This window comes from Winogradskyella eckloniae (assembly GCF_013249045.1).
Taxonomy (GTDB): Bacteria; Bacteroidota; Bacteroidia; order Flavobacteriales; family Flavobacteriaceae; genus Winogradskyella; species Winogradskyella eckloniae.
Window position 1 is genome coordinate 28783 of the sequence record NZ_JABRWP010000005.1, and the last position, 26874, is coordinate 55656.

Annotated in this window: 24 protein-coding genes and 1 other RNA gene; 10 read left to right on the forward strand and 15 right to left on the reverse strand. The window is 31.9% G+C overall.

Going from position 1 to position 26874, the window contains the following annotated elements; translation table 11 throughout:
* Nucleotides 1–162: 162 nt before the first annotated feature.
* The 7 genes from HNV08_RS09685 to glgA form a co-directional block, all read right to left on the reverse strand.
* Complete coding sequence (locus HNV08_RS09685) at nt 163–1017, reverse strand: hypothetical protein (RefSeq protein ID WP_173281119.1); 855 nt, start codon at nt 1015–1017, stop codon at nt 163–165.
* A complete protein-coding gene (locus HNV08_RS09690) occupies nt 1014–1424 on the reverse strand; it encodes a hypothetical protein (protein WP_173281120.1) in 411 nt (136 codons plus the stop codon). Before HNV08_RS09690 ends, HNV08_RS09685 begins: the two co-directional genes overlap by 4 nt.
* A 160-nt stretch (nt 1425–1584) precedes the next feature.
* Nucleotides 1585–3564 carry a 1,4-alpha-glucan branching protein GlgB gene (gene glgB, locus HNV08_RS09695; protein WP_173281121.1) on the reverse strand — a complete coding sequence of 660 codons (1980 nt, stop codon included), beginning with the start codon at nt 3562–3564 and terminating at the stop codon, nt 1585–1587.
* A 3-nt stretch (nt 3565–3567) separates the two neighbouring features.
* A complete protein-coding gene (locus tag HNV08_RS09700) occupies nt 3568–5187 on the reverse strand; it encodes a maltokinase N-terminal cap-like domain-containing protein (protein ID WP_173281122.1) in 1620 nt (539 codons plus the stop codon).
* An 11-nt stretch (nt 5188–5198) separates the two neighbouring features.
* Nucleotides 5199–7136 carry an alpha-1,4-glucan--maltose-1-phosphate maltosyltransferase gene (locus tag HNV08_RS09705; protein WP_173281123.1) on the reverse strand — a complete coding sequence of 646 codons (1938 nt, stop codon included), beginning with the start codon at nt 7134–7136 and terminating at the stop codon, nt 5199–5201.
* A 100-nt stretch (nt 7137–7236) separates the two neighbouring features.
* Nucleotides 7237–8505, reverse strand: a complete 1269-nt coding sequence (locus HNV08_RS09710) for a glucose-1-phosphate adenylyltransferase (RefSeq protein ID WP_173281124.1) — start codon at nt 8503–8505, stop codon at nt 7237–7239.
* The gene (glgA, locus tag HNV08_RS09715) at nt 8505–9713 is read right to left on the reverse strand and encodes a glycogen synthase (protein WP_173281125.1); all 1209 of its coding nucleotides are present in this window, start codon (nt 9711–9713) and stop codon (nt 8505–8507) included. The genes HNV08_RS09710 and glgA overlap by 1 nt, the downstream gene beginning before the upstream one ends.
* 241 nt (nt 9714–9954) lie before the next feature.
* On the opposite strand from glgA, the gene msrB reads away from it, so the two are divergent.
* The 3 genes from msrB to lpdA all read left to right on the forward strand — a co-directional run bounded on the left by msrB (nt 9955) and on the right by lpdA (nt 12602).
* A complete protein-coding gene (gene msrB / locus HNV08_RS09720) occupies nt 9955–10440 on the forward strand; it encodes a peptide-methionine (R)-S-oxide reductase MsrB (protein WP_173281126.1) in 486 nt (161 codons plus the stop codon).
* A gap of 96 nt (nt 10441–10536) precedes the next feature.
* Nucleotides 10537–11091 (forward strand): DUF1572 family protein, encoded by a 555-nt coding sequence (locus tag HNV08_RS09725; RefSeq protein ID WP_173281127.1) that lies wholly within the window; start codon nt 10537–10539, stop codon nt 11089–11091.
* 134 nt (nt 11092–11225) lie between these two features.
* Nucleotides 11226–12602 carry a dihydrolipoyl dehydrogenase gene (gene lpdA, locus HNV08_RS09730; RefSeq protein ID WP_173281128.1) on the forward strand — a complete coding sequence of 459 codons (1377 nt, stop codon included), beginning with the start codon at nt 11226–11228 and terminating at the stop codon, nt 12600–12602.
* Between the two features lie 81 nt (nt 12603–12683).
* Here lpdA and HNV08_RS09735 read toward each other — a convergent pair whose 3' ends face one another.
* A complete protein-coding gene (locus tag HNV08_RS09735; protein WP_173281129.1) occupies nt 12684–13166 on the reverse strand; it encodes a hypothetical protein in 483 nt (160 codons plus the stop codon).
* A gap of 15 nt (nt 13167–13181) precedes the next feature.
* Entirely contained in the window at nt 13182–13598 is a 417-nt protein-coding gene (gene aroQ, locus HNV08_RS09740; protein WP_173281130.1) for a type II 3-dehydroquinate dehydratase, read from the reverse strand.
* 173 nt (nt 13599–13771) lie between these two features.
* Between aroQ and HNV08_RS09745 the strand changes: the two genes are divergently transcribed.
* The 5 genes from HNV08_RS09745 (at nt 13772) to HNV08_RS09765 (ending at nt 17494) form a co-directional block, all read left to right on the forward strand.
* On the forward strand, nt 13772–14056 hold the full coding sequence (locus HNV08_RS09745; RefSeq protein ID WP_173281131.1) for a TRL-like family protein: 285 nt from the start codon (nt 13772–13774) through the stop codon (nt 14054–14056).
* 19 nt (nt 14057–14075) lie between these two features.
* On the forward strand, nt 14076–14528 hold the full coding sequence (locus tag HNV08_RS09750; protein ID WP_173281132.1) for a hypothetical protein: 453 nt from the start codon (nt 14076–14078) through the stop codon (nt 14526–14528).
* The gene (locus HNV08_RS09755) at nt 14515–15057 is read left to right on the forward strand and encodes a hypothetical protein (protein WP_173281133.1); all 543 of its coding nucleotides are present in this window, start codon (nt 14515–14517) and stop codon (nt 15055–15057) included. Before HNV08_RS09750 ends, HNV08_RS09755 begins: the two co-directional genes overlap by 14 nt.
* A 283-nt stretch (nt 15058–15340) precedes the next feature.
* Nucleotides 15341–16249, forward strand: coding sequence for a site-specific tyrosine recombinase/integron integrase (xerA, locus tag HNV08_RS09760; RefSeq protein ID WP_173281134.1), 909 nt, complete (start codon nt 15341–15343; stop codon nt 16247–16249).
* Nucleotides 16250–16315: 66 nt separating this feature from the next.
* Nucleotides 16316–17494: a PAS domain-containing sensor histidine kinase gene (locus tag HNV08_RS09765; RefSeq protein WP_173281135.1), complete on the forward strand. Its 1179-nt coding sequence runs from the start codon at nt 16316–16318 to the stop codon at nt 17492–17494.
* Between the two features lie 55 nt (nt 17495–17549).
* Here the strand turns inward: HNV08_RS09765 and HNV08_RS09770 are convergent, their stop codons facing one another.
* The 6 genes from HNV08_RS09770 to HNV08_RS09795 all read right to left on the reverse strand — a co-directional run bounded on the left by HNV08_RS09770 (nt 17550) and on the right by HNV08_RS09795 (nt 22428).
* Entirely contained in the window at nt 17550–18281 is a 732-nt protein-coding gene (locus tag HNV08_RS09770) for a LicD family protein (protein WP_173281136.1), read from the reverse strand.
* Nucleotides 18274–19638: a glycerol-3-phosphate cytidylyltransferase gene (gene tagD, locus HNV08_RS16345; protein ID WP_173281137.1), complete on the reverse strand. Its 1365-nt coding sequence runs from the start codon at nt 19636–19638 to the stop codon at nt 18274–18276. The genes HNV08_RS09770 and tagD overlap by 8 nt, the downstream gene beginning before the upstream one ends.
* A gap of 349 nt (nt 19639–19987) precedes the next feature.
* A complete protein-coding gene (rny, locus tag HNV08_RS09780; RefSeq protein ID WP_173281138.1) occupies nt 19988–21565 on the reverse strand; it encodes a ribonuclease Y in 1578 nt (525 codons plus the stop codon).
* 56 nt (nt 21566–21621) lie between these two features.
* A non-coding RNA gene (ssrS, locus tag HNV08_RS09785) (6S RNA) lies at nt 21622–21769 on the reverse strand.
* Between the two features lie 61 nt (nt 21770–21830).
* On the reverse strand, nt 21831–22118 hold the full coding sequence (locus tag HNV08_RS09790; RefSeq protein ID WP_173281139.1) for a cell division protein ZapA: 288 nt from the start codon (nt 22116–22118) through the stop codon (nt 21831–21833).
* Nucleotides 22119–22137: 19 nt separating this feature from the next.
* On the reverse strand, nt 22138–22428 hold the full coding sequence (locus tag HNV08_RS09795; protein ID WP_173281140.1) for a hypothetical protein: 291 nt from the start codon (nt 22426–22428) through the stop codon (nt 22138–22140).
* Between the two features lie 269 nt (nt 22429–22697).
* On the opposite strand from HNV08_RS09795, the gene HNV08_RS09800 reads away from it, so the two are divergent.
* Nucleotides 22698–24374: a M23 family metallopeptidase gene (locus tag HNV08_RS09800; protein ID WP_317170230.1), complete on the forward strand. Its 1677-nt coding sequence runs from the start codon at nt 22698–22700 to the stop codon at nt 24372–24374.
* An 11-nt stretch (nt 24375–24385) separates the two neighbouring features.
* Nucleotides 24386–26851, forward strand: a complete 2466-nt coding sequence (locus HNV08_RS09805; protein WP_173281142.1) for a TonB-dependent receptor — start codon at nt 24386–24388, stop codon at nt 26849–26851.
* Nucleotides 26852–26874 lie beyond the last annotated feature (23 nt).

Sequence of the window (26874 nt, forward strand, 5' to 3'; positions counted from 1 at the left end):
ATTACATCCGTTATTAGAAAATGTTACCAACTATATCGTTTTAGAGTGGTGTTTTTGCGATTATAGGAATATAAAACTTATATATAGTATATATCGCAACACTTAAAACAGCCATGTGATAGATAAAATTTCTAGTTTACCTAAATACCTCAAAAAATTGTACTAGTGATAGCCCATTTTAGCCATTATTATTAAAATACAGACCATGAGAATAGCAATATAGATTAACTTTTGCTTTAAACTTGTACATAAAAACAATCCACATATGGCAAGGAGAGACATAAAGCCTGTTTCTAATTTGGTAAAAAGAATACCGCAAATCATTATTATCAAAAAAAGGTGAGTCCAAGTACTTCTTGGTTTCCAAATTAAGAACAAAGCGACAATAGCTTCTACCAAAATTGTTAACCACGCATAGATTACCGTCATAATTCTTAGATTAGGTACAATATCAATTACAGCTATACTATGTTCTAAATTAGGATCTGATTCTTTTAATTTTTTTATGTTGTCTACATTCTGATTGGCTATTTCTAAGCTATCTGGAAAAAGATAAAATAAGGGTCTAAACATAGCACCTTGATTTATATCATGATAATAGAAATTTCCACTTATAAATTGACTTGAAAATAGCTTTTGAAAAACAGATAGCAATAATACAATGACTACGAGAGTTTGAATATTAACGAAGAGGATACTGCTGCGCTTGTGATAAAAAAAGGTAATCATTGATAGCACCATAAAACAAAGTAAAAAATGATGATTAGCTACCCAAAAATACGACCCAATTACATCAATAATTAGCAATACTAAAATAGTTAGCCAAAGCACGGGAAACGCACGTTTTTTATAATCTATAATCCAAAATACCAATCCACCAACGAGAATTGGAATTTTAAATACAAAAAAGTCATCTGCTAGTAACACTAAATAAATAACTGCAAATAGTGCTAATAAAAATTGTGCTATTTTAATTGGATCTTTTAAGCTATTTTTTATGTGAATCAATATACTCAAAGATCAGATTTTTTTAAATAAATTTCGTTTACTAAAGCCCTTGTAAAGGTTTTGTTTTTTAAACTTACTACTGGCTTCCATAATTGCACAAAAACACTATCCCTTTGTGTTGTTTCTAAAATTAACTTCGCCGCGTTTTCAATATTTTTATCGTTTGGCATTACCATTAAATAGCCCAACGTCTCTTTCATTTCAAGACTTGTTTTTACCAATGAGTCCACCGATAAATCAGGAATATAAATTTGGTTATAGTAATAATGAATTTCAGAATACATACCATAGCCTCCTCCTTTCCATTTACTCAGTTGTCTTTCTGACACAAAAAATAGCTGAACAGCAACTACAACAACAGAAAGACATGGAATGCCATATTTTAATAACAGTTCTTTTTTTGTATTAGACCTCATTTTTTAAAAGATATAATTTATAGACTTCAATTCTATAAAAATACAACCCATATGTCTATGTGTTTTAATGATAAGCGCCTTTCTACGAATGGCCTTATCTTATCTGTTTATTTAAAAAAGACCTCAAAAGTAGCTGAGTTCTTTTGAGGTCGGTTTACTATTATTTTTTACGTTTTTTTGATTTCGGTTTTTCTTTTTTTACTGTCTTTGAAGCCGATAATGCTTTTGCTTTACTCTCGTATTTAAAGACAACCATACCTAATGGTGGAATATCCACAGCTACGGACTGATCTCTAAAATGCCATGGCTCATCTTTAGTCGTTTTCAAGGAGTTCTTAAACTGACCACTACCAAAGTATGGTTTTAAATCACTATTAAATACTTCTTTTAATGTTCCTTTTCTAGGCAAACCTAATGTGTAGTTTTCCTTTGGAATAGGCGTCATATTACAAGCAATAATTAAATCATCTTTTTCGTCATTCCCTTTTCTTATATACGAAAACACCGAATTTTTAGAATCATTATAATCAATCCACTCAAAACCTTCTGCAGAAAATTGCTTTTCGTATAACGCTGGTTCATTTTTATATAGTGCATTTAAATCTTTTATTAATTTCTGCACACCTATATGTGGATCGTATTGTAATAAATACCAATCGAGGCTAGATTCAAAATTCCATTCACCGCTTTGCCCAAATTCTGCACCTTGAAATAATAACTTAGTGCCTGGATGCGTAAACATATAACTGTATAGCAATCTTAAATTTGCAAATCGCTGCCACTCATCACCTGGCATTCTTCCTAAAATAGATTTTTTTCCATATACAACTTCATCATGACTCAGTGGTAACATAAAGTTTTCCGTAAAGGCATACGTCATAGAAAAGGTTAAATCATTTTGATGAAACTGTCTATACACAGGTTCTTTTGCAAAATACTGCAAGGTATCATGCATCCAACCCATCATCCATTTCATCCCAAAACCTAATCCTCCCATATATGTAGGCTTAGATACCATAGGGAATGCCGTAGATTCCTCTGCTATGGTTTGAACATCTGGAAAAGCAGAATATACAGCCTCATTCATTTCTCTTAAAAATGACATAGCTTCTAAATTTTCTCTACCTCCAAACATATTTGGCTCCCATTCACCATCTTCTCTACTGTAATCTAAAAATAACATGGACGCAACAGCATCTACACGCAATCCGTCTGCATGATACTGATCTAACCAAAAAATGGCATTACTGATAAGAAACGATTTTACTTCATTTCTACCATAATTAAAAATTAAACTCTTCCAATCGTTATGATATCCTTTTCTAGGATCTGGATGTTCATATAATGCTGAACCATCAAAAAAGCCTAATCCATGAGCATCCTCAGGAAAATGCGATGGTACCCAATCTAAAATAATTCCTATGTCATTTTGATGCAACTTATCTACCAATAATTTAAACTCTTCAGGATAACCAAATCGTGATGTTGGTGCAAAATAACCTGTCACTTGATAACCCCAAGATGGATCATATGGAAACTCCATTACTGGCATTAATTCTACATGTGTAAAATTCATATCCTTGATATAAGCCACTAGCTCGTCTGCCATTTCTACATAAGACATAAATCGTCCTTCATCTACTTTCTTTTTCCAAGAGCCCAAATGAACTTCATATACAGAAAATGGTGCATCTTGCGCATTATGCTCTTTACGCTTTTTCATCCATTTGCTATCCTTCCATTTATACGTTTCGTCCCAAACTATAGAGGCTGTTTTAGGATTATGCTCTGCACGTCTGGCATAAGGATCTGCTTTTTCTGTTTTTATATCATTATTATTGCTTTGTATTTTATATTTATAGGCATGTCCTTTTTGAGCTCCAGGTACAAATCCTTCCCAAATACCACTAGAATCCCAACGTACATTTAGCTGATGTTCGCCTTCTACCCAAAAATTAAAATCGCCTATTACAGAGACGTTTTTAGCACTTGGCGCCCAAACGGCAAAATAAACACCTTCAACACCATCTAATGTTGTGACGTGCGAACCGAATTTTTCGTATAAACGATAATGTTTACCAGCTTTAAATAAATTTATGTCGAATTCCGTGAACCGACTGTATGCAATTACTTCTGCCATATATTAGTTGTTAATTATATTTGAAATTCCCTTTAACGGAATGACTGCCCATTGAGGACGTGAATTTAGTTCGTAACCTAATTCATAAACTGCTTTTTCTAGCATAGAATATTTTAGTAAAAATATTCGTTCTTGGTTGTAACCAATATTAAGATTGGCCTCTTGTACTTTGGTTACATATGTTTCTAAGAACACAGATTGTAAATATTTATATAAAATTTCGCCTGCTTCAAATAAATGTTCTTGATTATAGTTGTACAACTCAATATTATTAAAAATTGTAGCGTAAATAGCGTAATGAAAAGAACGAAACAAACCTGCAATATCCTTTAATGGAGGCTGTTTTACTTTTCTATCTCTAATGGTACTTTCTGGTTCGCCTTCAAAATCTAAAATATAAAAGTCGTCTTTCTTTACAAGGACTTGTCCAAGATGATAATCACCATGTACTCTTATTCGTTCGCCTTTTAATTTAGTCCAATCAAAATCAACAAAACGTTTTCTTATGAGATTCTTTTTTTCTAAAAACTCATTTGCTAATTCTAAAGCTAAACCGCTAAGTTTATCTATATTGTTTTCAATAATATTCAGTCTATTTTGAAACTGATATAACAATCTATTTTTTAACCAAACCTCATAATCACCATTAAAATGTGATGGTGTGAAGGCAGTATCTTCAAATTCACTTCCTAAAGCGATATGCATTTCTGCAGTTCGCATGGCGAGCGTTTGTATTTTATTAAAAACATTTAACCCAACCCAATCAATAATTTGAGCAGGCACATCTTTTATTTGTAATCTACCAAAATCTTCTACCTTCGGTAATGTTGAAATATCTATTTGTTTATACTCTAAATTTGAAAACACTTTATGAAACTCCACCAACATATATTCCCAGGCATCACCTTGATTCTCTACCATTTCTTGCATTAAACCAATAGTAACGTTTAGATTGTCTGCGTCCTTAATTTGAACACTTCCTAAATAGGCTGGAGTATTTTTAAAATCTTTTTTATCTGAAAGAAACCGACTCATTTCATAATCTGGATTGCGATCAGAATAAATTCTTCTAAAGAATTTCAACACATATTTTTCATTATATATGATGGACGTGTTACTCTGTTCTAAACCCATATGACGAGACGACTCGTACTTACAATCTTTAAACAACTCGCTTTTATGATAACGTACGCGTGTTTTATCTTTTGGTACTGCCGTTAATATTCGCTCAAAAACTACGCGTCTAAAGGCTTCAAGATTTATGGCATCAATAATAAACCCTTCTTGATTTTGAATGCTTATAGGAAGTATTCTATCATCTTTTGCAAAATTCTCATCAGACACAAACGCAATTGGCAAAAAATAGTGCTGGTAGAAGGACTCTTCAAAATTAACTTCTAAAATTAAGCCATAATAGACTTCACCATCTTTTTGTATTCTAAATGACTCTGCTAATTCTATATATTTTAAATGACTAGACTTACCACCATACCAACGTTGTTTTACGATATAATCTTCAAGAACATCAGACAAAAATGCTTTAATAAATGCCTTGTTTTCTAGAAGTTCTTCCCACTTATCATTAAAATTAAAAGGTGGATTATTGGGTTTAGTCGCAGTCATAATTTTTAGAATTATTTATGAATCTTAAAAATATGAAACGGTAAAGTTGGGTGTATTTCTACATAATTCCATTCGTTATGCCAGTTATAACTGCTTGCCGTTATTAGATCTTGAACTTGTAGTTGATGACCTGCTCCAATTCCTAATGCTGCTAATGGTAATTTTACGCTTCCTTGTTGTGCATAATGGTGATCTAAACTAATGATAATTAATAATTCATTTGTTTTATCTGCATTCCATTTGTAAAACGCAATAAGATTATCATTATGTATATCACAAAATTTAATATTATTGGTTTGCTGCAAGGCTTCATTTTCATGACGAACCGCATTTATTTTTGAAATTAATAAGGTTAATTTACTAACCTTAAACCAGTCGTAGTGTTTTACTTCGAACTTCTCGGACATGTAATACTCTTCTTTACCAGGAATGGCATCGTCTATCATTTGTTCAAAAACAGGACCATATATACCAATACTAGAACTTAACGTGGCCGCCAATGCATAACGTTGTAAATATTTCGCTTCGTTTGCACCTTGCAAATGGTAAGGATTAATATCTGGTGTATTAGGCCAGAAGTTGGGTTGCATATACTCGCGTTGTTCTGTTTGGGTTAACTCGGTCATATACTCAATAAATTCTTGCTTTGAATTTCGCCATGTAAAATACGTATAAGATTGAGTATAGCCTTGTTTAGCTAATTGCTGCATTACTTTTGGTCTGGTAAAGGCTTCTGCCAAGAATATAACATCAGGATGTTGTTTCTTAACTTCTGTGATTAGCCAATTCCAAAAATAGTATGGTTTTGTATGCGGATTATCTACTCTAAAAACATTAACACCACAGGCTACCCAATAAAGCATTGTCTCTAAACATTCTTGCCATAAATTTTTATAGTCTTCGCTTTCCCAATAAATTGGTAAAATATCTTGATACTTTTTTGGTGGATTTTCTGCGTATTGTACGGTTCCGTCTGGACGCCATTTAAACCAATCTGGATGTGATTTTACCCAAGGATGATCTGGTGCAGCTTGCAATGCGTAATCCATTGCAATTTCTATATTATGTTTTTTTGCTTCTTCTATTAAGCTTTTAAAATCTTCTACAGAACCTAGTTGTGGATGCAAATCTTTATGACCTCCATATTGAGATCCAATGCCCCAAGCAGAACCTACATCACCTTCTTTGGCTTCTGTTGTGTTGTTTTTACCTTTTCGGTTAACTTCACCTATTGGATGTACTGGTGGAAAATACAAGGTATCAAATCCCATCTGCTCTATTCTTGGCAACAATCGCTTGCAATCATTAAAAGTACCATGTTTACCAACTGTTTCAGATGCCGAACGTGGAAAAAACTCATACCACGTACTAAATCTCGCCTTCTTTCTATCAACGTAAACTTGGAGCTCCTTAGATGTATTTGCCAAATGCTTTTCAGGATATTTAACAAAAATCTCATGAAGCTTAATACTCATGGCCTCAGCTATGGCATCGTCATATTTTACGTCGTGTTTAAAACATTCTATACAATACGTTAAATAATCTTTTTCTTCTTTCGTCGCCTTTTTTAATAATGGTTCTAATAATGTAACGCCTTCTAGCAACTCTGATTTGACGTGTTGATTATCATCAATTTTTCGTTTTATTCCATGTTGCCAGTTTAATGCATAATCTACCCAACCTTGAACTTTGTAGATGTAATAACCTTGTTTTTCTACTAAGAACGAGGCTTTCCACTCATCGTTACCCATGTCATGCATTCTAACTTCATGCCATTTTTTTGCATTTTCGTGCTTGTATAATACGGAAGCTGCAATCACATCATGACCATCTACTAATACATGTGCATCAACATTTACTATTTCGTTTACAATACGTTTTATAAAAAACTCTCCGCAGTTAATTTGAGGTTGTACTGCATCAATAACTATTCGACTTTGGTTTTGCATTTTGGTTGGTTAAGTATTAGCGTTACAAAACAAAGCTAATAAAATTAGCCTCTGTTTTATGAATTAGAAAATGAATTTTTAAGGTTATATTAAAGTGGATTTATTGAATAATTGTACCTGACGGAATATGTGCATCTTTCTTAACGACAACAATGCCATCTTTCACAAAATAACTATCTGTTTCTTTATCTTTTAGTTTTTTTCCACCATTGATTCTTACATCATCACCTATTCTACAGTTTTTATCTAGAATCGCATTTTTTATAAAACAACGTTCTCCAATACCCATAAAAGTACTAACGTTTTGCTCTTGCACTTCTTCTAAAGATTCATAACGACTATTACCCATCATATAACAATTAATAACCGTAGACTCAGCACCTATGCGTGATCGTATACCAATTACCGAACGTTCTATTTTGGCTGCATGAATTAAACAACCATCTGCAATCACAGTCCGATCTAATAACGTACCAGAGATTTTTGAGGTTGGTAATATTCTTGCATTTGTGTAAATACGTTTCTCATTGTCATACAAATTAAATTGAGGAATAGCATCTGTTAAACCTAAATTAGCTTCAAAAAATGAATCTATATTTCCTATGTCTGTCCAATAGCCTTCGTATTGATAACTTAAGGTTTTATGCTTACCAATGGCTCCTGGAATAATTTCCTTACCAAAATCTACAGTTCCATCATCTTTCATTAACTTTACTAAAAGGTCTCTATTAAAAATATAAATTCCCATTGAGGCTAAATAATGTCTACCGCTATTTTTCATCTCATCACTTACGTTAGATGTCCAATCTGGCAATAACGACGCATCTGGTTTCTCTACAAACGACTTAATAATATTATTCTCATCTGTTTTCATAATACCAAATGAGGTTGCGTCTTTAGCATCTACAGGATAAGTTGCGATAGAAATCTCAGCGCCACTTGCTTCATGAGCGTTAATCATTTCGTTAAAGTCCATTTGATATAACTGGTCTCCAGATAAAATTAAAGCATATTCAAAATCATGTTGTAAGAAGTGATGCATACTTTGACGAACCGCATCTGCAGTGCCTTGAAACCACTCACCACTATGTATAGTTTGTTCTGCTGCTAAAACATCTACAAAAGCAGAACTAAAGAAACTAAAGTGATACGTATTCTTTATATGTTTATTTAATGATGCCGAATTAAACTGCGTCAATACAAACATTCTTTTTATATCTGAATTGATACAATTTGAAATTGGAATATCTACTAATCTGTATTTACCAGCAATTGGTACTGCTGGTTTAGAGCGGTTTTCTGTTAAAGGATATAATCTTGATCCTTGGCCTCCTCCAAGAATTATGCTTAGTACTTTATCGTTAATCATTATTTTGTTATTAGAGATTTATATATCGTTTCAGTTTGTTTTGCAATTGCGGTCCAATCGAAGAAATCTTCTACACGTTTTCTTCCATTTTTCGCCATTGTTCGTTGTAATTCTTTATCGCTTATTACCGTGTTAATGCCATTTGCTAAGTCCCTAGAAAACTGATCTGGATTTACAGGCTCAAATGGTGCACTTTTTTGTTGTTCTAATGCAATTAATAATCCCGTTTCTCCTTCTACTACAACTTCTTTAATACCACCAACAGCACTAGCGACAACAGCGGTTTCACATGCCATAGCTTCAATGTTAATTATTCCAAATGGCTCGTAAATAGATGGACAACAAAACACATCTGCATGAGAGTATAATTGTATAACATCTTTCTTATCTAGCATTTTATCTATCCAAACAATATTATCTCGAGTTTGAGATGCTAAATCTACAGCAGCCTTCATTTCTTGGCCAATTTCTGGCGTATCTGGTGCACCAGCACATAAAATAACTTGTGTATCTTTATCTATATATTTAATCGCATTGACTAAGTGAATTATACCTTTCTGCCGTGTAATCCTTCCTACAAATAACACATAGGGTTTATTTTTATCTATACCATAGGCTTCTAAAACTGTCGTATCCTCAACTACTACATATTCTTTAAGATCTATGCCATTATAAACCACTTCTATTTTACTTTCATCTACATCAAAATGATTAAGCACATCGACTTTTGTTTCTTCAGAAACCGCAATTAAACAATCTGCCATTTCTATTGCTGTTTTCTCAATCCAAGACGAGGCATCGTAACCTCTACCTAATTGCTCGCGTTTCCATGGTCGTAAAGGCTCTAAAGAGTGTGTTGTTACCACTAACGGAATGCCATAACACAATTTAGCCATAATACCAGCAAAATGAGAATACCAAGTATGACAATGTACAATATCTGCATCTATAGGATTGGCGTTCATTAAAAGCCCAGTACTTAAAGTTTTAAACACAGCTTTTAATTTATCATCAGCACCATCAAAATCTGAATTATCAAAAGGAAATCCTTTTACACTTAAGTTATTAGCCTTAACATCTTGATCTCCAAAGGCTCTTACTTCCATTTCCATAAGCTTTGAGAGCTCGCCTGCTAAATATTCAACATGTACTCCAGCGCCACCATAAACATAGGGTGGGAATTCTCGTGTAAAAAAAAGTGCTTTCATTAAATAAATTGTAAGTTTAAGGTTAGTTTTAAGACTAAAAAAAAAAGTGAATTTCAACTTTTCTATTTAGACTATCAATTTACAATTAAATATTAATATGTTAATTTAAAAGTGAAATTATTTCAATAAAAATAAATTTTAACACTGTTTACAGCAGAATACGCAGAAAAAACAGTTATAAGATTATTAAGTATTAACAAAAACACCTAATTTTTAACGAATCTATAATTTAAAAAACACTATGAAAACAGCACTTCCATTTATTATCATCTGCTTTCTTTTTAGCTGTAATTCTTCGGCTCAAAAAAAGGAAAAGAAAGAAGAAACTTTTGAAATCACAAAAACTGAGTCTGAATGGAAAGACATTCTTACTAAGGAGCAATACTATATTTTACGCGAAGCCGGAACAGAACGTCCATTTTCTAGCCCATTAAATAAAAACTACAAAAAAGGTGTCTACCATTGTGCTGCCTGTGATACGCCTTTATTTAAAAGTGAACATAAATTTGACTCTGGTACAGGCTGGCCAAGTTTTGACAGAGAAATTGAAGGCAATGTTGCTTATGGCACAGACACAAAGATAGGATACACAAGAGATGAAGAACATTGCGCGACTTGTGGAGGTCATTTAGGACATGTGTTTAACGATGGCCCTAAAGAAACAACAGGAAAACGTCATTGCATTAATGGTCTTGCTTTAAAATTTGTAGCTTCAGACGAAGAATAAACACACTTCTTCACCAAAATTAATTACTTGAAAACATTGTACTTCGTTTAAAATTAAAATTTGAATTATTACTTTTAAAGTTAGCAATTCAATTTTATGGAACAATCGTATTTAACAAGCGTAATTAAACAATTTGAATATTACAAAAGTCTTGGAGACAAAACATTAGAACAACTCTCAATAACAGCGTTAAAAACAGAACTTGAGCCCGACTCTAATTCAATAGCGATAATTGTAAAACATTTAGCAGGTAATATGCATAGCCGATGGACTAACTTTTTAACCGAAGATGGCGAAAAATCATGGCGAAATAGAGACGATGAATTTATTGATAACTATGGCTCAAAACAAGAACTAATTGAAGCATGGAACACAGGCTGGCAGTGCCTACTTTCCACAATTAAAAATCTAAACAACAAAGACCTAGAATCCGTTATCTTCATTAGAAATGAAGGTCATACAGTGACAGAAGCTATTAATAGACAGATGATGCATTATGCGTATCATGTCGGTCAAATTGTATTTATTGGCAAACTCATTAAAGGTAAAAATTGGACTTCCTTATCAATACCAAAAGGAAATTCACAGGTTTATAATGACGTAAAATTTAGCCAAGCCAAGTCTTTAAAACATTTTACGGACGACAGCTAAAAATTTTTGAAAGACTTGGCTTATTAAGGTCATTAATTAATTCATTCTATTATTTTTTGAATTAGAATTTGCTATAAAGTTTTGGGAATTTCATATTTTTGTAATTCATAGAACTAAAATAAAAAAACTTATCCATGAGTAAATACGATATTATAGTATTAGGAAGTGGTCCTGGAGGCTACGTAACTGCAATTAGAGCATCACAATTAGGATTTAAAACAGCTGTTGTAGAAAAAGAAAACCTAGGTGGTGTTTGTTTAAATTGGGGATGTATCCCAACTAAAGCGCTATTAAAGTCTGCTCAAGTTTTTGAATACCTAAAACATGCTGAAGATTACGGTTTAAAAGTAAAAGATTATGAACATGATTTTGATGCTGTTGTAAAACGTAGTCGTGGCGTTGCTGAAGGCATGAGTGGAGGTGTTAAGTTTTTAATGAAAAAAAATAAAATCGATGTTATTGAAGGTTTTGGCAAGCTTAAAACCGGAAAGAAAATCGATGTAGACGGTAAAGAATATTCTGCCGATCATATTATAATTGCTACAGGTGCACGCTCTAGAGAACTGCCAAGTTTACCTCAAGATGGTAAAAAAGTTATTGGTTATAGACAAGCTATGTCATTAAAAAAACAACCAAAGAAAATGATAGTTGTTGGCTCTGGTGCTATTGGTGTAGAGTTCGCTTATTTTTATAATTCAATGGGCACTGAGGTTACTATTGTAGAATATTTAGATAAAATTGTACCAGTAGAAGACGATGACGTGTCTAAACAATTAGAACGTAGTTTTAAGAAATCTGGCATAAAAATAATGACTTCTTCTGAAGTTACTTCTGTAGATACATCTGGAAAAGGTGTTAAGGCTACAGTAAAAACTAAAAAAGGAGAAGAAATATTAGAAGCTGACTTAGTATTATCTGCTGTTGGTATAAAATCTAATATTGAAAATATAGGATTAGAAGATGTAGGTATTGTTGTTGATAGAGATAAAATCTTAGTTAATGATTTTTACCAAACTAACATACCTGGTTACTATGCTATTGGTGATGTAACGCCAGGACAAGCTTTAGCGCATGTTGCTTCTGCTGAAGGTATTTTATGTGTAGAAAAAATTGCAGGACAACATGTAGACAAATTAGACTACGGTAATATTCCTGGCTGTACATATTGTTCTCCTGAAATTGCTAGTGTAGGATTAACCGAAGCACAAGCAAAAGCAAAAGGACTAGACGTTAAGATTGGTAAATTCCCATTCTCTGCATCTGGTAAAGCAAGTGCAAGTGGCGCAAAAGATGGTTTTGTAAAAGTAATTTTTGATGCGAAATATGGTGAATGGCTAGGATGCCACATGATTGGTGCAGGCGTTACTGATATGATTGCAGAAGCTGTGTTAGGTAGAAAATTAGAAACTACTGGTCACGAAGTTCTAAAAGCAGTTCACCCTCACCCTACAATGAGTGAAGCGGTAATGGAAGCTGTTGCAGATGCTTATGACGAAGTGATACATTTATAAATAAAATTTATAAGTCTAAATACAAAAAATGCGATTCAGAAATGAATCGCATTTTTTTATAATAACAATTATATATGCTACTTATAATTTTAACCCAATACCTAAAAACACACCATTTGGAGATATCTCTTGAAAACCAATAACATATTTCATATGTATGTCTAAATCTGAAAATATATTATAAGACAATCCTAAATCAGCTCTCACTTTTAGTTTAGCATTAAAAAAATCAAAAAAGTAATTTAAACTTGGTCCAACAAGAATATGAAAATCTTTTGCTGCACGATATTTTAGATATATCGGCGCATTTATAAATTTAAAGTCATTAAGACCTATATAAAGTAATTCTATTTGTAAATTGAAGGTCTCATCTACTTCAAAGTCGAGAAACACGCCTCCATAATAGCCTGTTTCTGCTGAAGAGAAGTTTCCAAAGCCACCAGTGTCCGTTTTAAAAAACGTTTTATTTAGTCCGCCTTTAACACCAAAATCAGATTGCGCCAATGATGTTAAAGAACCACCAATGGCAAACACCACAACTAGTATTTTAATTAGAGATTTCATTTAAAATCAATGACATTACCAAAAACTCTCTATTGCTAAATCATAGCTTTGCATTCCAAATCCTAAAATAACGCCTTTAGCATTAGGAGAGATATAAGATTGGTGCCTAAAGTCTTCTCTAGAAAACGTATTAGAAATATGCACTTCTACAACTGGAGTTGAGATTGCTTTTATAGCATCACCAATACCAACTGATGTATGCGTGTACGCTGCAGCATTTAAAATGATACCATCAAAACTAAACCCTACATCTTGTAGCTTTCCAATAAGCTCTCCTTCAATATTAGATTGAAAATAATGCAGTTCTATATTCGCGTATTTTTGCTTTAAAATTTCAAGGTAATCTTCAAAGGTCTGATGCCCATAAATTTCGGGTTCACGCTTCCCTAATAAGTTCAAATTAGGGCCATTAATAATTATAAGTTTTTTCATATAAAAAGAAAATAACAATCTATAAATCAAGAAGTAACAAACAACTTGTAACCTAACTGTTTTTTATAAACAATCAAAAATAATACTTAAAAAAGAATTATATTTTCTTGATAAAAACCTTGCTTCTATAGAATATATTTTATCTTTGAAATCTAATCAAATTAATTATAATTATGAAAAAAAACTTATTAAAAGGTGCTTTCGTAGCATTCGCAGCATTATCATTAACTGCATGTTCAATCACAATGCCAGTAACTGCAACTAGCAACCCTGTAGGTTCTAAAGTAGGTACTTCTACTGCAACTGTAATTTTAGGTGTTTTCGCTTTTGATGAAGACGCAAGTATCAGAACTGCAGCTAAGCAAGGTGGTATTACTAAAATTTCTACTGTTGATATTAAAACGACTACAGTTCTAGGTATTTACGGTACTTACGAAACTATTGTAACTGGTGAATAATATCAATTACATAAAAAAAATGGGTAAAGTAACTTTACCCGTTTTTTTTTACTTCTTTTTTAGCTGTGGAAATGTTTCGCAAAAAGAGATTTCTTTGTTTGACGGTCATTTATATGTGTTAAAATCGGGTGAACAAGAAATTAATAAAACAGCAGTAGAAGTTAAAGCGTCTGATGAATTAAAAAGCATATTTAACAAAAGCAATTTAATTTTATTTAAAGCAATTAAACACAAAGACTACAGCACGTATCTTTATATAGATTTAGATTCTTCTATAGTAAAAGAAAATAGCTACAAGACTAAACACATTGCTAATAATACTGTTATACTCTACCAACATATGGTAGATTCACTAAGTGAAATCACTGGCATAACTTATTTAAAAAACAATAAATTTGAGAATAGATTTTCTAAAGACTCTATTGCACATCAAAGATTTATTATTTCAAACGAAACACATGTTCAAGATTAAAAAAGTTCCTTACCTTATACTTATTTCTATATTCACAATTAGCTTTTACAATTGTGGTATAGTGAAACCTAAATCTACAGGGAAAATATCTAAATACGTTGAAGACTTTTTCTTAGGTGATGGTAAAATGCAATATTTTGTTCAGCCTTTAGACTATAGTAGCACCTTAGGTGAGGATGCCACTTTAGATGCAACATTTAGAAGAGCCGATAAAAAAAATGACTCCGTAACGGTAAACTTTTCGGTATTACTAAAAACCAATAGCAACATTAATACGGTTCTCATTAACAGCATTGATGGTGAATATACAACTAGTTCAGTAAGTACTTTTTACATGAATAAAGAAGAAAGTCTCATTTTACATAGAGCCAGTATTAAACTACCTTACAACGCTTACCAACAGCATTTACTCAAAGAAAATCATACTATTACTGTAACTTCCGAAGATGATACAGCAACCATTACGCCTACCAATAAATCTAATCAAAAACTAGAAAGCATCATTGCCATCTTAAGTGATTTGTTATAACATTATACAGTTTATCCATAACGAGTGTCATCACAATTTAAGCTGTAAATTATATTTTAGACCTTGGGTTTCAACCAAAATGCTATCCTTAAATTAAAGCTATGGTTTTAATCTAAGTGTGCACATATTCTATCCTCACCATTAAACTTTCAAGATTAGATTTTAAACATAACTCACTTACCCAAACAGGCTACCACGACTTCATAAGTCTATTTTCTTTGTTAAAAAAGAAATTGACTTTAGTAATAATGCGACTTCTGCGATATAATTCTTAACTTTCATTATGAAATGGAAACACGCAATCGCAGACTATAAGCATTACCTACAAATAGAACGTGGTTTATCAAAAAATTCTATTGAGAATTATTGCTATGATATAAAGAAACTTCTTGCTTATTTAGAAGAAAACACCATAAAAGAAACACCTTTAACAATTGATAAAAACGTTGTAAAAGACTTTATTTATCATGTTTCAAAATCTATTAATCCGCGCTCTCAAGCGCGTCTTATCTCAGGATTACGGAATTTTTTTGACTATCTCATTTTTGAAAATCACAGAACAACCAATCCATTAGAGCTTATTGAATCACCTAGAATTGGTAGAAAATTACCAGACACGCTTTCTATTGAAGATATTGACCGATTAATAAGCGCCATTGATCTTAGCTACCAATATAACGGTGTAAATCTAGGTGAACGCAACAGAGCTATTTTAGAAACTTTATATAGTTGTGGCTTAAGAGTTAGTGAGCTTATTGAGTTAAAAATTTCGGATTTATTTTTTGAAGAAGGTTTTATAAAAGTTACTGGAAAAGGAGACAAACAGCGATTTGTTCCTATTGGTGTTTCGACCATAAACTTAATTAATATTTGGATATCTATAAGAACCCATATCGATGTACAACCAAATTCAAAAGATATTCTCTTTTTAAATTTTAAAGGAAAAAAACTAACACGAGCAATGATTTTCACTATTATAAAGAAATTAGTGGACGCCATTGGTTTAAAAAAATCAATATCGCCACATACGTTTAGACATTCATTTGCCACACATCTCTTAGAAAATGGAGCTGACCTTAGATCTATACAAATGATGCTTGGGCACGAAAGCATTACTACCACAGAAATCTATATGCATGTCGATAGGTCACATCTTAGTGAAGTGTTAAACAAATTTCATCCAAGAAAATAATTTTAATTGCGTAATTTAACAGTGACAAATACAGACTAACAGTGTCTTAGTACAAAGGAAAAAAATATGAAATTCTCCAAATTCAACCTAACTAACTACAAGTCAAAATTTTACGAAAAGAATACGCTTTCGGATGAGGCTTTCGAGGATAAGAAACATCAAGTTGCACTTGAAATTTCTAAAGTCGGCATTTGGGATTGGGATATAAAAACCAACAAAGTAACGTATTCTAAGGAATCTAAAGAAATTATTGGATATGCTGCGGATGAATTAAAAAACACTGCTGATGCTTGGAATAATAAAATTCATTCTGATGATAAGGAGTCTTATTTTAGTGGCTTTAAGTCGCACTTAAAAGGTGAAATTGATTTTTATGAAAATGAATATCGTATAAAGTGTAAAAATGGTAGCTATAAATGGATTTTACATAAAGGCAAAGTTGTAGAGCATGATCACAACGGAAAACCGAGTCGCATTATTGGGACACACACTGATATTACCAACCTAAAAAGTACCGAAGAAAAGCTAAACCAAAACTTACATCTTATTACCAACCAAAATAAGAGGTTATACAACTTTACACATATAGTGTCACATAATTTAAAAACTCACATCGGAAACTTTAAAAACCTATTGGAGTTCTATGATGACGCAAAATCAGATGACGAAAAAGAAGATTTAATTGAACATCTTAGAACTATTTCTAATTCGTTAACCACTACCATTGTTGATTTAGACGATGTCATTAGCATTAAATCTAAAGCGCAAAACAATCAAATAAAAGAACGTGTTTACTTATATAATTGCTGTAATAAAATTATAGATAGTTTAAAAAGTGACAAGAACAAAAATGAGGTTACCATACATAATGCCCTTAGACAAGATGAAGTTATATTATCTAATACATCTTACTTAGATAGTATTTTTCACAACCTTATTTCTAACGGAATAAAATATGCTGATCCTAATAAAAATTCTCAGATAATAATTCAATCTATACATGATAAGGATAGCATCAAAATTTTAATTTCTGATAATGGTATTGGGATCGATTTAAATAAATTCAAAGATCAAATTTTTGAAATGTACCAAACATTTCATGGAACAGACAGAAAAGATTCTAGAGGTGTGGGCTTATACATTACTAAAACGCAAGTTGAAGCTCTTAATGGCACTATTGAAATTGAGAGTGAATTAGGGAAAGGCACTGCGTTTACAATTACCTTTAAAAAACAACGACGGTAATTTTTATATCCTAAAAAGATTTGCGTTCAAAATAAACAAATTGCATTTAAGCAACTTATGAATTAACATGCTGTAAATTGCCATGCTCTGGCACTTGCATTTCTGTTGGTGGCAATGTCATATAATCTCCATAGAACGTACTTAGGTATAAATCATAACCATCTAAAATCATTAATTCTTTACCTTCAAAATTAGTTTTTGAATACGTTTGTAAAATGGATTTTGGCAATATTTTACCTAAATATGCATATTTATCAAGAGACGAAAACATAACATCTGTTGCTTTATGATTATAATATGTTGCTAGTTTATGATATAGGTTAAGCTTATATTTTTTACTAAAAAGACGTCCAATAACATATAAAGTGCCAGTAGACATATAGCCAAACACACCTTTGTCTTTTGTAATTTTACCTTTTAAAGTCCCTTGAACAGCCTTTAATGCAAACAATTGTAATTTTTGCGGGATTTTAGCACTAGAAATATTATCAAAAACAAAAATATCGATACAGATGTTTGGGTTATCCTCAGCGACAAAACGGGTAACCCATAAATTGTTGCTCGTTATTTTAAAACCTTCTGGAATAACTTTTAAAAATTTATCATACTCACGTCTCTCAAATACCACATCAGCATCATCATCCCAAGGAATAAATCCTTTGTGACGTATGGCTCCTATCATTGTACCAGCAAATAGGCTATATTTTAAATTATGCGTAGTACAAATTTGGTCTAATGCCACTAAAAGCGTCAACAACTCACTATGTAATTTCTTAATATCACCCATTAAGTAATTGTTTTAATTGCGATGTAGATACGCCTTTAGTTCTTGGTAAATAAATGACTTCACAAAAGTCCTCAAGATGATTAAACTTTCCTTCCCAATCATCTCCCATAACAAAAAAGTCCACTCTATGTTCAACTATATCTTGTGATTTTTGCTCCCAGTTATCTTCAGGTATTACTAAGTCTACAAAATCTAAGGACTCTAAGTAGCGCTTTCGCTTTTTGTAATTAAACTTACACGTTTTTCCTTTGACTTCATTAAACTCATCTGTAGATAAGCCTACGATTAGCTTATGACCATAATCCTTAGATCTCTTTAATATTTCTAAATGTCCATAATGTAATAAATCAAACGTGCCATAAGTGATCACAGTTTTAAATTTATTTTTTAGAATTAGAGAAAAATCGACATTAAGTGTTTTTGTGGTTTTAAATATGAAAAAATTAAATAACGTATCTAATATAGGAAGGTTTTTAATGAGCTTAGGTTCTATAATTTTATGTAAAAGATTTAAGGTTTTTATGTCTTCTAAAACTACATTATTGGTCTTATCATCTGCGTTATAAAACCCTTTTTCTACAATTAATCCTAGTGTTCTGTTTCTACTTAAATCTGATAACGAGTTTAAACATAGATTACCAATACCACAACCCAAATTTGCTGTTTTGGTATCACATTTAAGATACTTTAATAGTATTTTTATTTCCTTAAAGCATTGTGTAAGAATAAAATAATTAGTGTTACTAGAATTAAACTTACCATCAATGTTACCCATATAAACAGCATAAATATTATTCAGCGCACAGAGGTATTCTGCACCATTGTTGTCTGAAGTAAAGTCGAAGAAAAAAACGGTATCTCTAAATATCTCTTTTACCTTAATGATATCAACTCTATTTTTATAACTCATGGTTAACAATGTAGGTGCGTTTCTTATAACTTCTACATTAAACGATGGTCCTTTAAGACTTATAAAATTCTTAAACTTAAGATCAATTGTAAAATAATCATGTATCGTTTTGCCTTGATCTAATAAGCCCTTAGACATATTTATAATCAGCGCGTCTTTATCAATATAAGATTCAAATATGAATTGATAATCTTTAAAAGAATGACTTGGAATGGCTATCAGTATTATTTTAAACTCCTTTAATAATTCAAAATTATATTCTGAATTTATCTGTTTATTGAGTCTAAAATTTTGGAAATACTCCTTATTTCTATGCTCTTTTTTTATTTGTTCGCTCTGTTTTTTGCTTTTTACAAATAAAGTAACCGAATTGGTTTTATTTAGTGAGAGTTGTTGAGCTACGGCAGTTCCTGTAGTTCCTGCGCCAATTATTGCAATGTTATTCATAATTTTTAATACTCTAAAATTGGTGCTTGAATTCGATTATTTTATTAATTCAAACTAACAATAGATAACTTAATAAATTACTAATAACATGGCATTAGCCAACATTATAAGGTTAGGTCTAATAATTTATTTTGGCAAGATAAACATTATTCTTATTCCTATTTAAATAGTAGGACAACTTACATAAATGTTCTATTAACTTACAAAAAACACAAATTTTATAGATCAAAATAACCCAACGCGCTCATCTTAAAAAATGTTTACTAGTACAAAAAAGCACGAATAAATTTCACATATAAAAAAAGGCAATCAAAAAAATGATTGCCCATTATATCTATTTTCTAATACATTATTTCGCAATATTAACAGCTCTGGTTTCTCTAATAACTGTAACCTTTACTTGTCCTGGATAGGTCATATCTGTTTGTATTTTTTGTGAAATCTCAAAAGATAAACTTGCCGCTCTTTCATCAGATACTTTTTCACTTTCTACAATTACACGTAATTCTCTACCTGCTTGTATAGCATAAGCCTTTTTTACACCTGTAAACCCAAATGCAACATCTTCTAAATCCTTTAATCGTTGAATATACGAATCCAATACTTGACGTCTAGCTCCTGGTCGTGCTCCTGAGATGGCATCACAAACTTGTATTATTGGCGACAATAATGTGGTCATCTCAATTTCATCGTGGTGAGCACCAATGGCATTACACACTTCTGGCTTTTCTCCATGTTTTTCTGCCCATTGCATACCTAATATAGCATGTGGTGTTTCTACATCAGTTTCTGATGATGGTACTTTACCGATATCATGCAATAAACCTGCTCTTTTTGCTAATTTTGGATTTAACCCTAATTCTGCAGCCATAACACCACATAATTTAGCAACTTCACGCGAGTGCTGCAGTAAATTTTGACCATACGAAGAACGGTATTTCATACGACCTACCATTTTAATTAATTCTGGGTGTAAGCCATGAATCCCTAAATCAATAACCGTACGCTTACCAACTTCAATAATTTCTTGCTCTATTTGTTTTTCAGTTTTTCTGACTACTTCTTCAATTCGCGCTGGGTGAATTCTTCCATCTGTAACTAACTTATGTAATGATAGGCGTGCAATTTCACGTCTTACAGAATCAAAACAAGATAATATTATCGCTTCTGGTGTATCATCAACAATAATCTCCACACCTGTAGCAGCTTCTATCGCTCTAATATTTCGTCCTTCTCTACCAATGATTCGGCCTTTTACATCATCTGATTCTATATTAAATACAGACACACAATTATCAACGGCTTCTTCCGTTCCTATACGCTGAATCGTATTTATAATGATCTTTTTAGCCTCTTGCTGAGCCGTTAACTTTGCTTCTTCTACTCTATCTTGTACAAACGCCATTGCATCTGTCTTCGCTTCTTCTTTAAGTGAGTGAATAAGTTGTTCTTTTGCTTCTTCTGCAGATAGTGCAGAAATTACTTCTAATTGCTTTATTTGGCTTTTATGTGCCTTCTCTAATTCCTCTTGTTTCTTTTCAAGAAATTCAGTTCGGTAATCGTAGTCTTTAATTTTAGACTCTAAAGATTGATTTGCCTTTTTAGCTTTATTAAGCTCATTAGAGATTTGAGATTCTTTATCTCTAATGCGTTTTTCCGCTTCTGCCATTTTTTTATCTCTCGATAAAATCACTTTTTCATGCTCAGCTTTTAACTCAATAAATTTTTCTTTTGCCTGAAGAATTTTGTCTTTTTTAATAGACTCTCCATCAGATTTTGCTTGTTTTAGAATTGTTTTTGATTCTAATTCTGCATTAGAAATCAATTTAGATGCTTTACCTTTTTCTAAAGATTTCGCTATAATATATCCTAATATTACTCCTAATATTGTGCCTCCAACTATATATATAATTGTGTTAGTATCCATGTTAATTGTTTAGTTTAGTATATAAAAAAAGCCTATATCAGTTATCGGTTTTGTATAAACTCCTTAAAAACAAGTTTAGGGCTAACAAGTTGATCAAAAATCTGTCTAAGATACTGCACTACTAAAACTAGTTTAGTAAGGACAGCACTAACAGCACGATTTTACAACTAAAACTCACCCTTTTTAAAGAATTGATCGTTGAGTTTATCAAAAAATGTAACTAATATAGGCAGTAACCTTAGTTTATTTTAAAGAACGTACGAGTTTAAATATGTTCACTTAACAATTCATTTAAAGCTTCTAACTTTTCTTGAATCTCTTCATTAACATACTCTTTATCTATTGATTTTTGCTCTACTTGAGCAGCAAATTGTAATGCACACATCGCTAATACATCTTGCTTATCTCTTACAGAATAATTTTGCTCAAATTGCCCAATCATCGCTTCAATTTTCTTAGAAGCTTTACGTAAACCTTCTTCTTGTACAGGATTTATCGTCAACGGATAAACTCTATTTGCAATAGAAAGTTTAATCTTTAATTGTTCTGGCATATCGTTTAAATTTACAACTTTATTCTGAGAGTTGACCTATACAATGGTCTATATCTCTTATAAGTGCATTTATTTTGAGCTTCGTTTCTCGTTTATTTTCGTCACTACCAAGTATTGAATTCGCCATTTTGAGTGTGTTATGTTTATCTACCCAATCCGCAATTTCTTCTTCTTGCTTCTTAAGCTTTAGCTGTTGTTGCTCTATTTCATTAGAAAGCTTAATATTCGCTTGTTTTAAAGCTTCTTGCTTATGTAAAATCTTACTGATTTTATTTTCTAACGCATCAACAATGTCTTCTATTTTACTCATTAAAGCAATTCAATACTATTGAAACAAAGTTAACATACCTATTTAAAAAACACAATTCTTTTGTGATTATTTTTAATAATCCTTAGTCTCACTTTAATAAAATTAGATTCTTATGCCTTAACTTTCCTATAACACGCTATAAATTAATCTCATTAAAAATAAAATTGGTGTAGAAAATATGATTGTATTAAAAATAATACAGTTTTAACATTTGTATTTCGTATCAAAATAATATTTTAGCTATTCGAGTCCATTTTATGAAACCATTTTTGCTTTTTTTATTAGTTTCTTGCTCTATTTATGGGCAATCTGAATATCCTCAAGACTATTTTAGGCATCCATTAGATATTCCTCTTGTACTTTCTGGAACATTTGCAGAATTGCGTTCTACACATTTTCATGGTGGTTTAGATATTAAAACACAACGTAAACAAGGCTTAAAAGTCTATGCAGCCGCAGAAGGTTATGTTAGTCGAATAAAAATTTCGCATTACGGTTATGGCAAGGCTATTTATATTACGCATCCTAACGGCTACACAACCGTTTATGGCCATTTAAAAAAACTATCAGACCGACTAGAAGAATATATCAAACAATGTCAATACGATAAAGAATCATATGAAGTAGAAGTGTTTCCTCATTCCGAAGAACTTTTAATAATGCCAAATGAAATTATTGCCTATTCAGGAAATACAGGTAGTTCTGGCGGACCTCATCTCCATTTTGAAATAAGAGATAATGAAGAACGACCAATAAATCCGTTGTTGTTTGGTTTTAAGGTAAAGGACTCTAAAGCACCTTTTGTTTCGGCTGTATTTGCTTATCCAAAAGATGAATTTGCTACTATAAATGGAAAAAACAAACGCACTCAATTGCGTTTAATACCGCAAAAATCAGGCGATTATAAAGTTGAAGAAATTACAGCTTATGGAGACATTGGTTTTGGTGTTACGTCTTACGATAAACAAGATTTAGCGCCTAATAATAATGGTGTTAGCAACATACAAACTGTTTTTAATGGTAATAGAAGCATTGAAGTGGACTTTAAGCGTTTTAGTTTTGAAGAGACTAAACACATTAAACGTTATGTTGATTACAGTTATTTTAAATCTAAAAAATCTAGAATTCAGAAACTATTTATTGAAAAAAATAATCCGTTAAGCTTATTTAAGGATGCCAATAACGACGGCTACGTAACCGTTGAAGATAGCACATCTACAGTTTACAAAATTAGAATTAGAGATTTTCATGATAATGAAACTTGGGTTACAGTACCTGTAAAAGGCAAACATATGGAAGCCATTACAGATAGTATAGTAGATGATTCAGAAAAATCACTTGTCTATAGTGATAAGACAACCACCTTAACTTCTGGTTTGGTTACGGTTAATTTTTATGAAAACACCTTATATGATGATGAGTTTATAGATTTCAAAGTCAATTCAGATACGCTCATATTACATGAAGACAAAATTCCTCTGCAAAAGAATTTTTATATAAACTACGATTTGTCAAAGTTTAAGTCTGAGCATCAGGATAAAATATTCATTGCTCAATTATATGGTTATTACAAAAGACCCAATTATCTAAATACCACTAGAAAAGGTGATATTCTCAGTGCTAAAAGTAAAACATTTGGAACCTTTGCGCTGGCTATGGATACTATTTCACCGACCATAAAACCCATTAACTTTCAAGATAAAAAATGGCTCAGTAAATACAGATATTTAAAAGTTAAAATTGACGATGACCTATCTGGAGTAAGTAAATACAGAGCAACGGTAAATGGCCAATGGATTTTAATGGAATACGATTATAAAACCCATACACTTACACACGATTTTAACGATAATGTCGTTAAAGACACCAAGAACGAATTAAAAATAATAGTGACTGATAATGTTGGAAATAGCACTACATTTGAAGCCATCTTTTATAGAAAATAAAACTAAACTATTTGAAACGCTTACACTTTATTATTTTTATTAGCCTACTATTTAGTACGCTTTGTTTTGCTCAATCTTCAATAATACGAGGTGTTATTTTAAATGAAGGTAATGTACCCATTGAAAACGTGAATATTAAAGCAAGTACTGGTGAAGGCACAGCGACCAATAGCAATGGGTTCTATGAATTAAAAATTCCTTCTGGTTCGGAAATCACAGTTGTATTTACCCATGTTTCTCATAAAAAAATTGAACAAAAATTTAATTTAAAAAATGGACAAGAATTAGAATACAACCCAGTAATGCTCGTAGAATATGAACAAATTACTACTGTTGTTATTAATAGTAATACCAGACTAACTACAGAAGGTGTTGTATCTATTGACCCAACAACGTTAAGAACCATTAAAGGTGCACAACCTGGTGTTGAAAACATACTTAAAACGTTACCTGGTGTTAATATTTCTAACGAATTAAGTACGCAATATTCTGTAAGAGGTGGAAACTTTGATGAAAACCTAGTCTATGTAAACGAAATTGAAGTTTACAGACCATTTTTAATTAGATCTGGTAATCAGGAAGGTTTAAGTTTTGTAAATACAGATTTAGTACAAAATGTGGACTTTTCTGCTGGAGGTTTTCAAGCTAAATACGGTGACAAACTTTCATCTGTATTGGATATTACATATAGAAATCCTGTAGATTTTGGCATAAGAGCAGATTTAAGTTTATTAGGTGGTAGTCTTGCCGCAGAAACCGTTTCTAAAGATGGTAAGTTTTCTGGAATCGCTGGTGTACGTTACAGAGATAATAGTTTATTACTAAATAGTTTAGAAACAGAAGGCAATGTAGAGCCTGTTTTTGCAGATGCTCAGACTTATTTAACCTATAGATTTTCAAGCAAATTCCATTTAAACTTTTTAGGGAATCTATCTCTAAACAAGTATAACTTTCAACCAGAGAATAGACAAACAAATTTTGGTACTCTTCAAGACCCAGTTGCATTGTTAGTCTTCTATGAAGGTCAAGAAAAAGACCAATACCAAACAGCTTTTGGTGCGTTTAAAGCTAATTATTTTGTAAATGACGACTTAACTTTAAAATTAATTGCATCTGCTTATCATACCACAGAACAAGAATATTTTGACATTTTTGCGCAGTATAGATTAGGTCAAGTAAACACCAATATTGGTGATGAGAATTTAGGTGAAGTAGAATTTAGTGAAGGTATTGGTTCTCAATTGACACATGCACGTAATGACTTAGATGCTTTTATTGTAAATGCAGAACATAGAGGTGATTATAAAATCGATGACAAAAGTACTATTGAATGGTCTGTAAAATACACTAATGAAGATATTAGAGATCGTTTGGTAGAATATGAGATTATTGATTCTGCTGGTTTTTCCATAAGACCTCCGCGATTTAGCGAACCCAATTATCAACCCTATGAGTCTTTTTCTGGTCCATTAACAGCATTTGAAGATATTAGAGCCTTAAATAGAGTTACCATCAACAGATTTCAAGCCTTTGGTCAATACAGTAAAAAAACAGAATGGAATGGTCATGAAGTTTTTTATAATGCTGGTATACGAACGCATAGTTGGTCAGTTTCGGGTGATAACGTAGAAGGTAAAACGCAAACGGTATTTAGTCCAAGAGGACAATTTGCCATAAAACCAAATTGGGAAAAGGATGTGCTTTTTAGAGTCGCAGGTGGTCTCTATCACCAACCTCCATTTTACAGAGAATTACGAGATTCTCTAGGCACCATTCAACCTGATGTTAAGGCTCAAAAATCATTTCATGTTGTCTTAGGAAACGAACAAAGTTTTCAGCTGTGGAAACGTCCTTTTAAATTAGTGGTAGAAGCCTATTACAAAGGAATGACCGATGTTAATCCTTATACTTTAGAAAATGTTAGAATTCGATACAGTGCTAAAAATAATGCAGAAGCCTATGCGTATGGATTAGATTTAAGACTTAATGGTGAGTTTGTTCCTGGTACAGAATCGTGGTTTAGTTTTGGCTATTTAAAGACAGAAGAAAATATTGATAATCGTGGCTATATTGCTAGACCTACAGATCAACGTTTAAAATTTGGTGTGTTATTTCAGGATTATGTACCCAATATGCCAGACTTAAAAATGTATCTTAATTTAGTTTATAACACTGGAGTTCCTGGAGGTTCTCCAAGTTATGCAGATCCTTACGTGTATCAATTAAGGTTAAGAGATTACAGACGTGCCGATTTAGGAATTTCATATCAATTGGTTAATCCAGAAAACACCTATAAGGCTAAATGGAAATCATCCGTAAGAGAACTGTCTATTGGTTTTGAAATCTACAATATGTTTAACAACCAAAATTCTATTACCAATACTTGGGTAAGAGATGTTTACAGCAAAGGCCAATATGCCATACCAAATTATTTAACACCTCGTGTTTTTAACTTAAGACTTTCTGCTAGATTTTAATTATTTTTCAAAAAACAGATCAA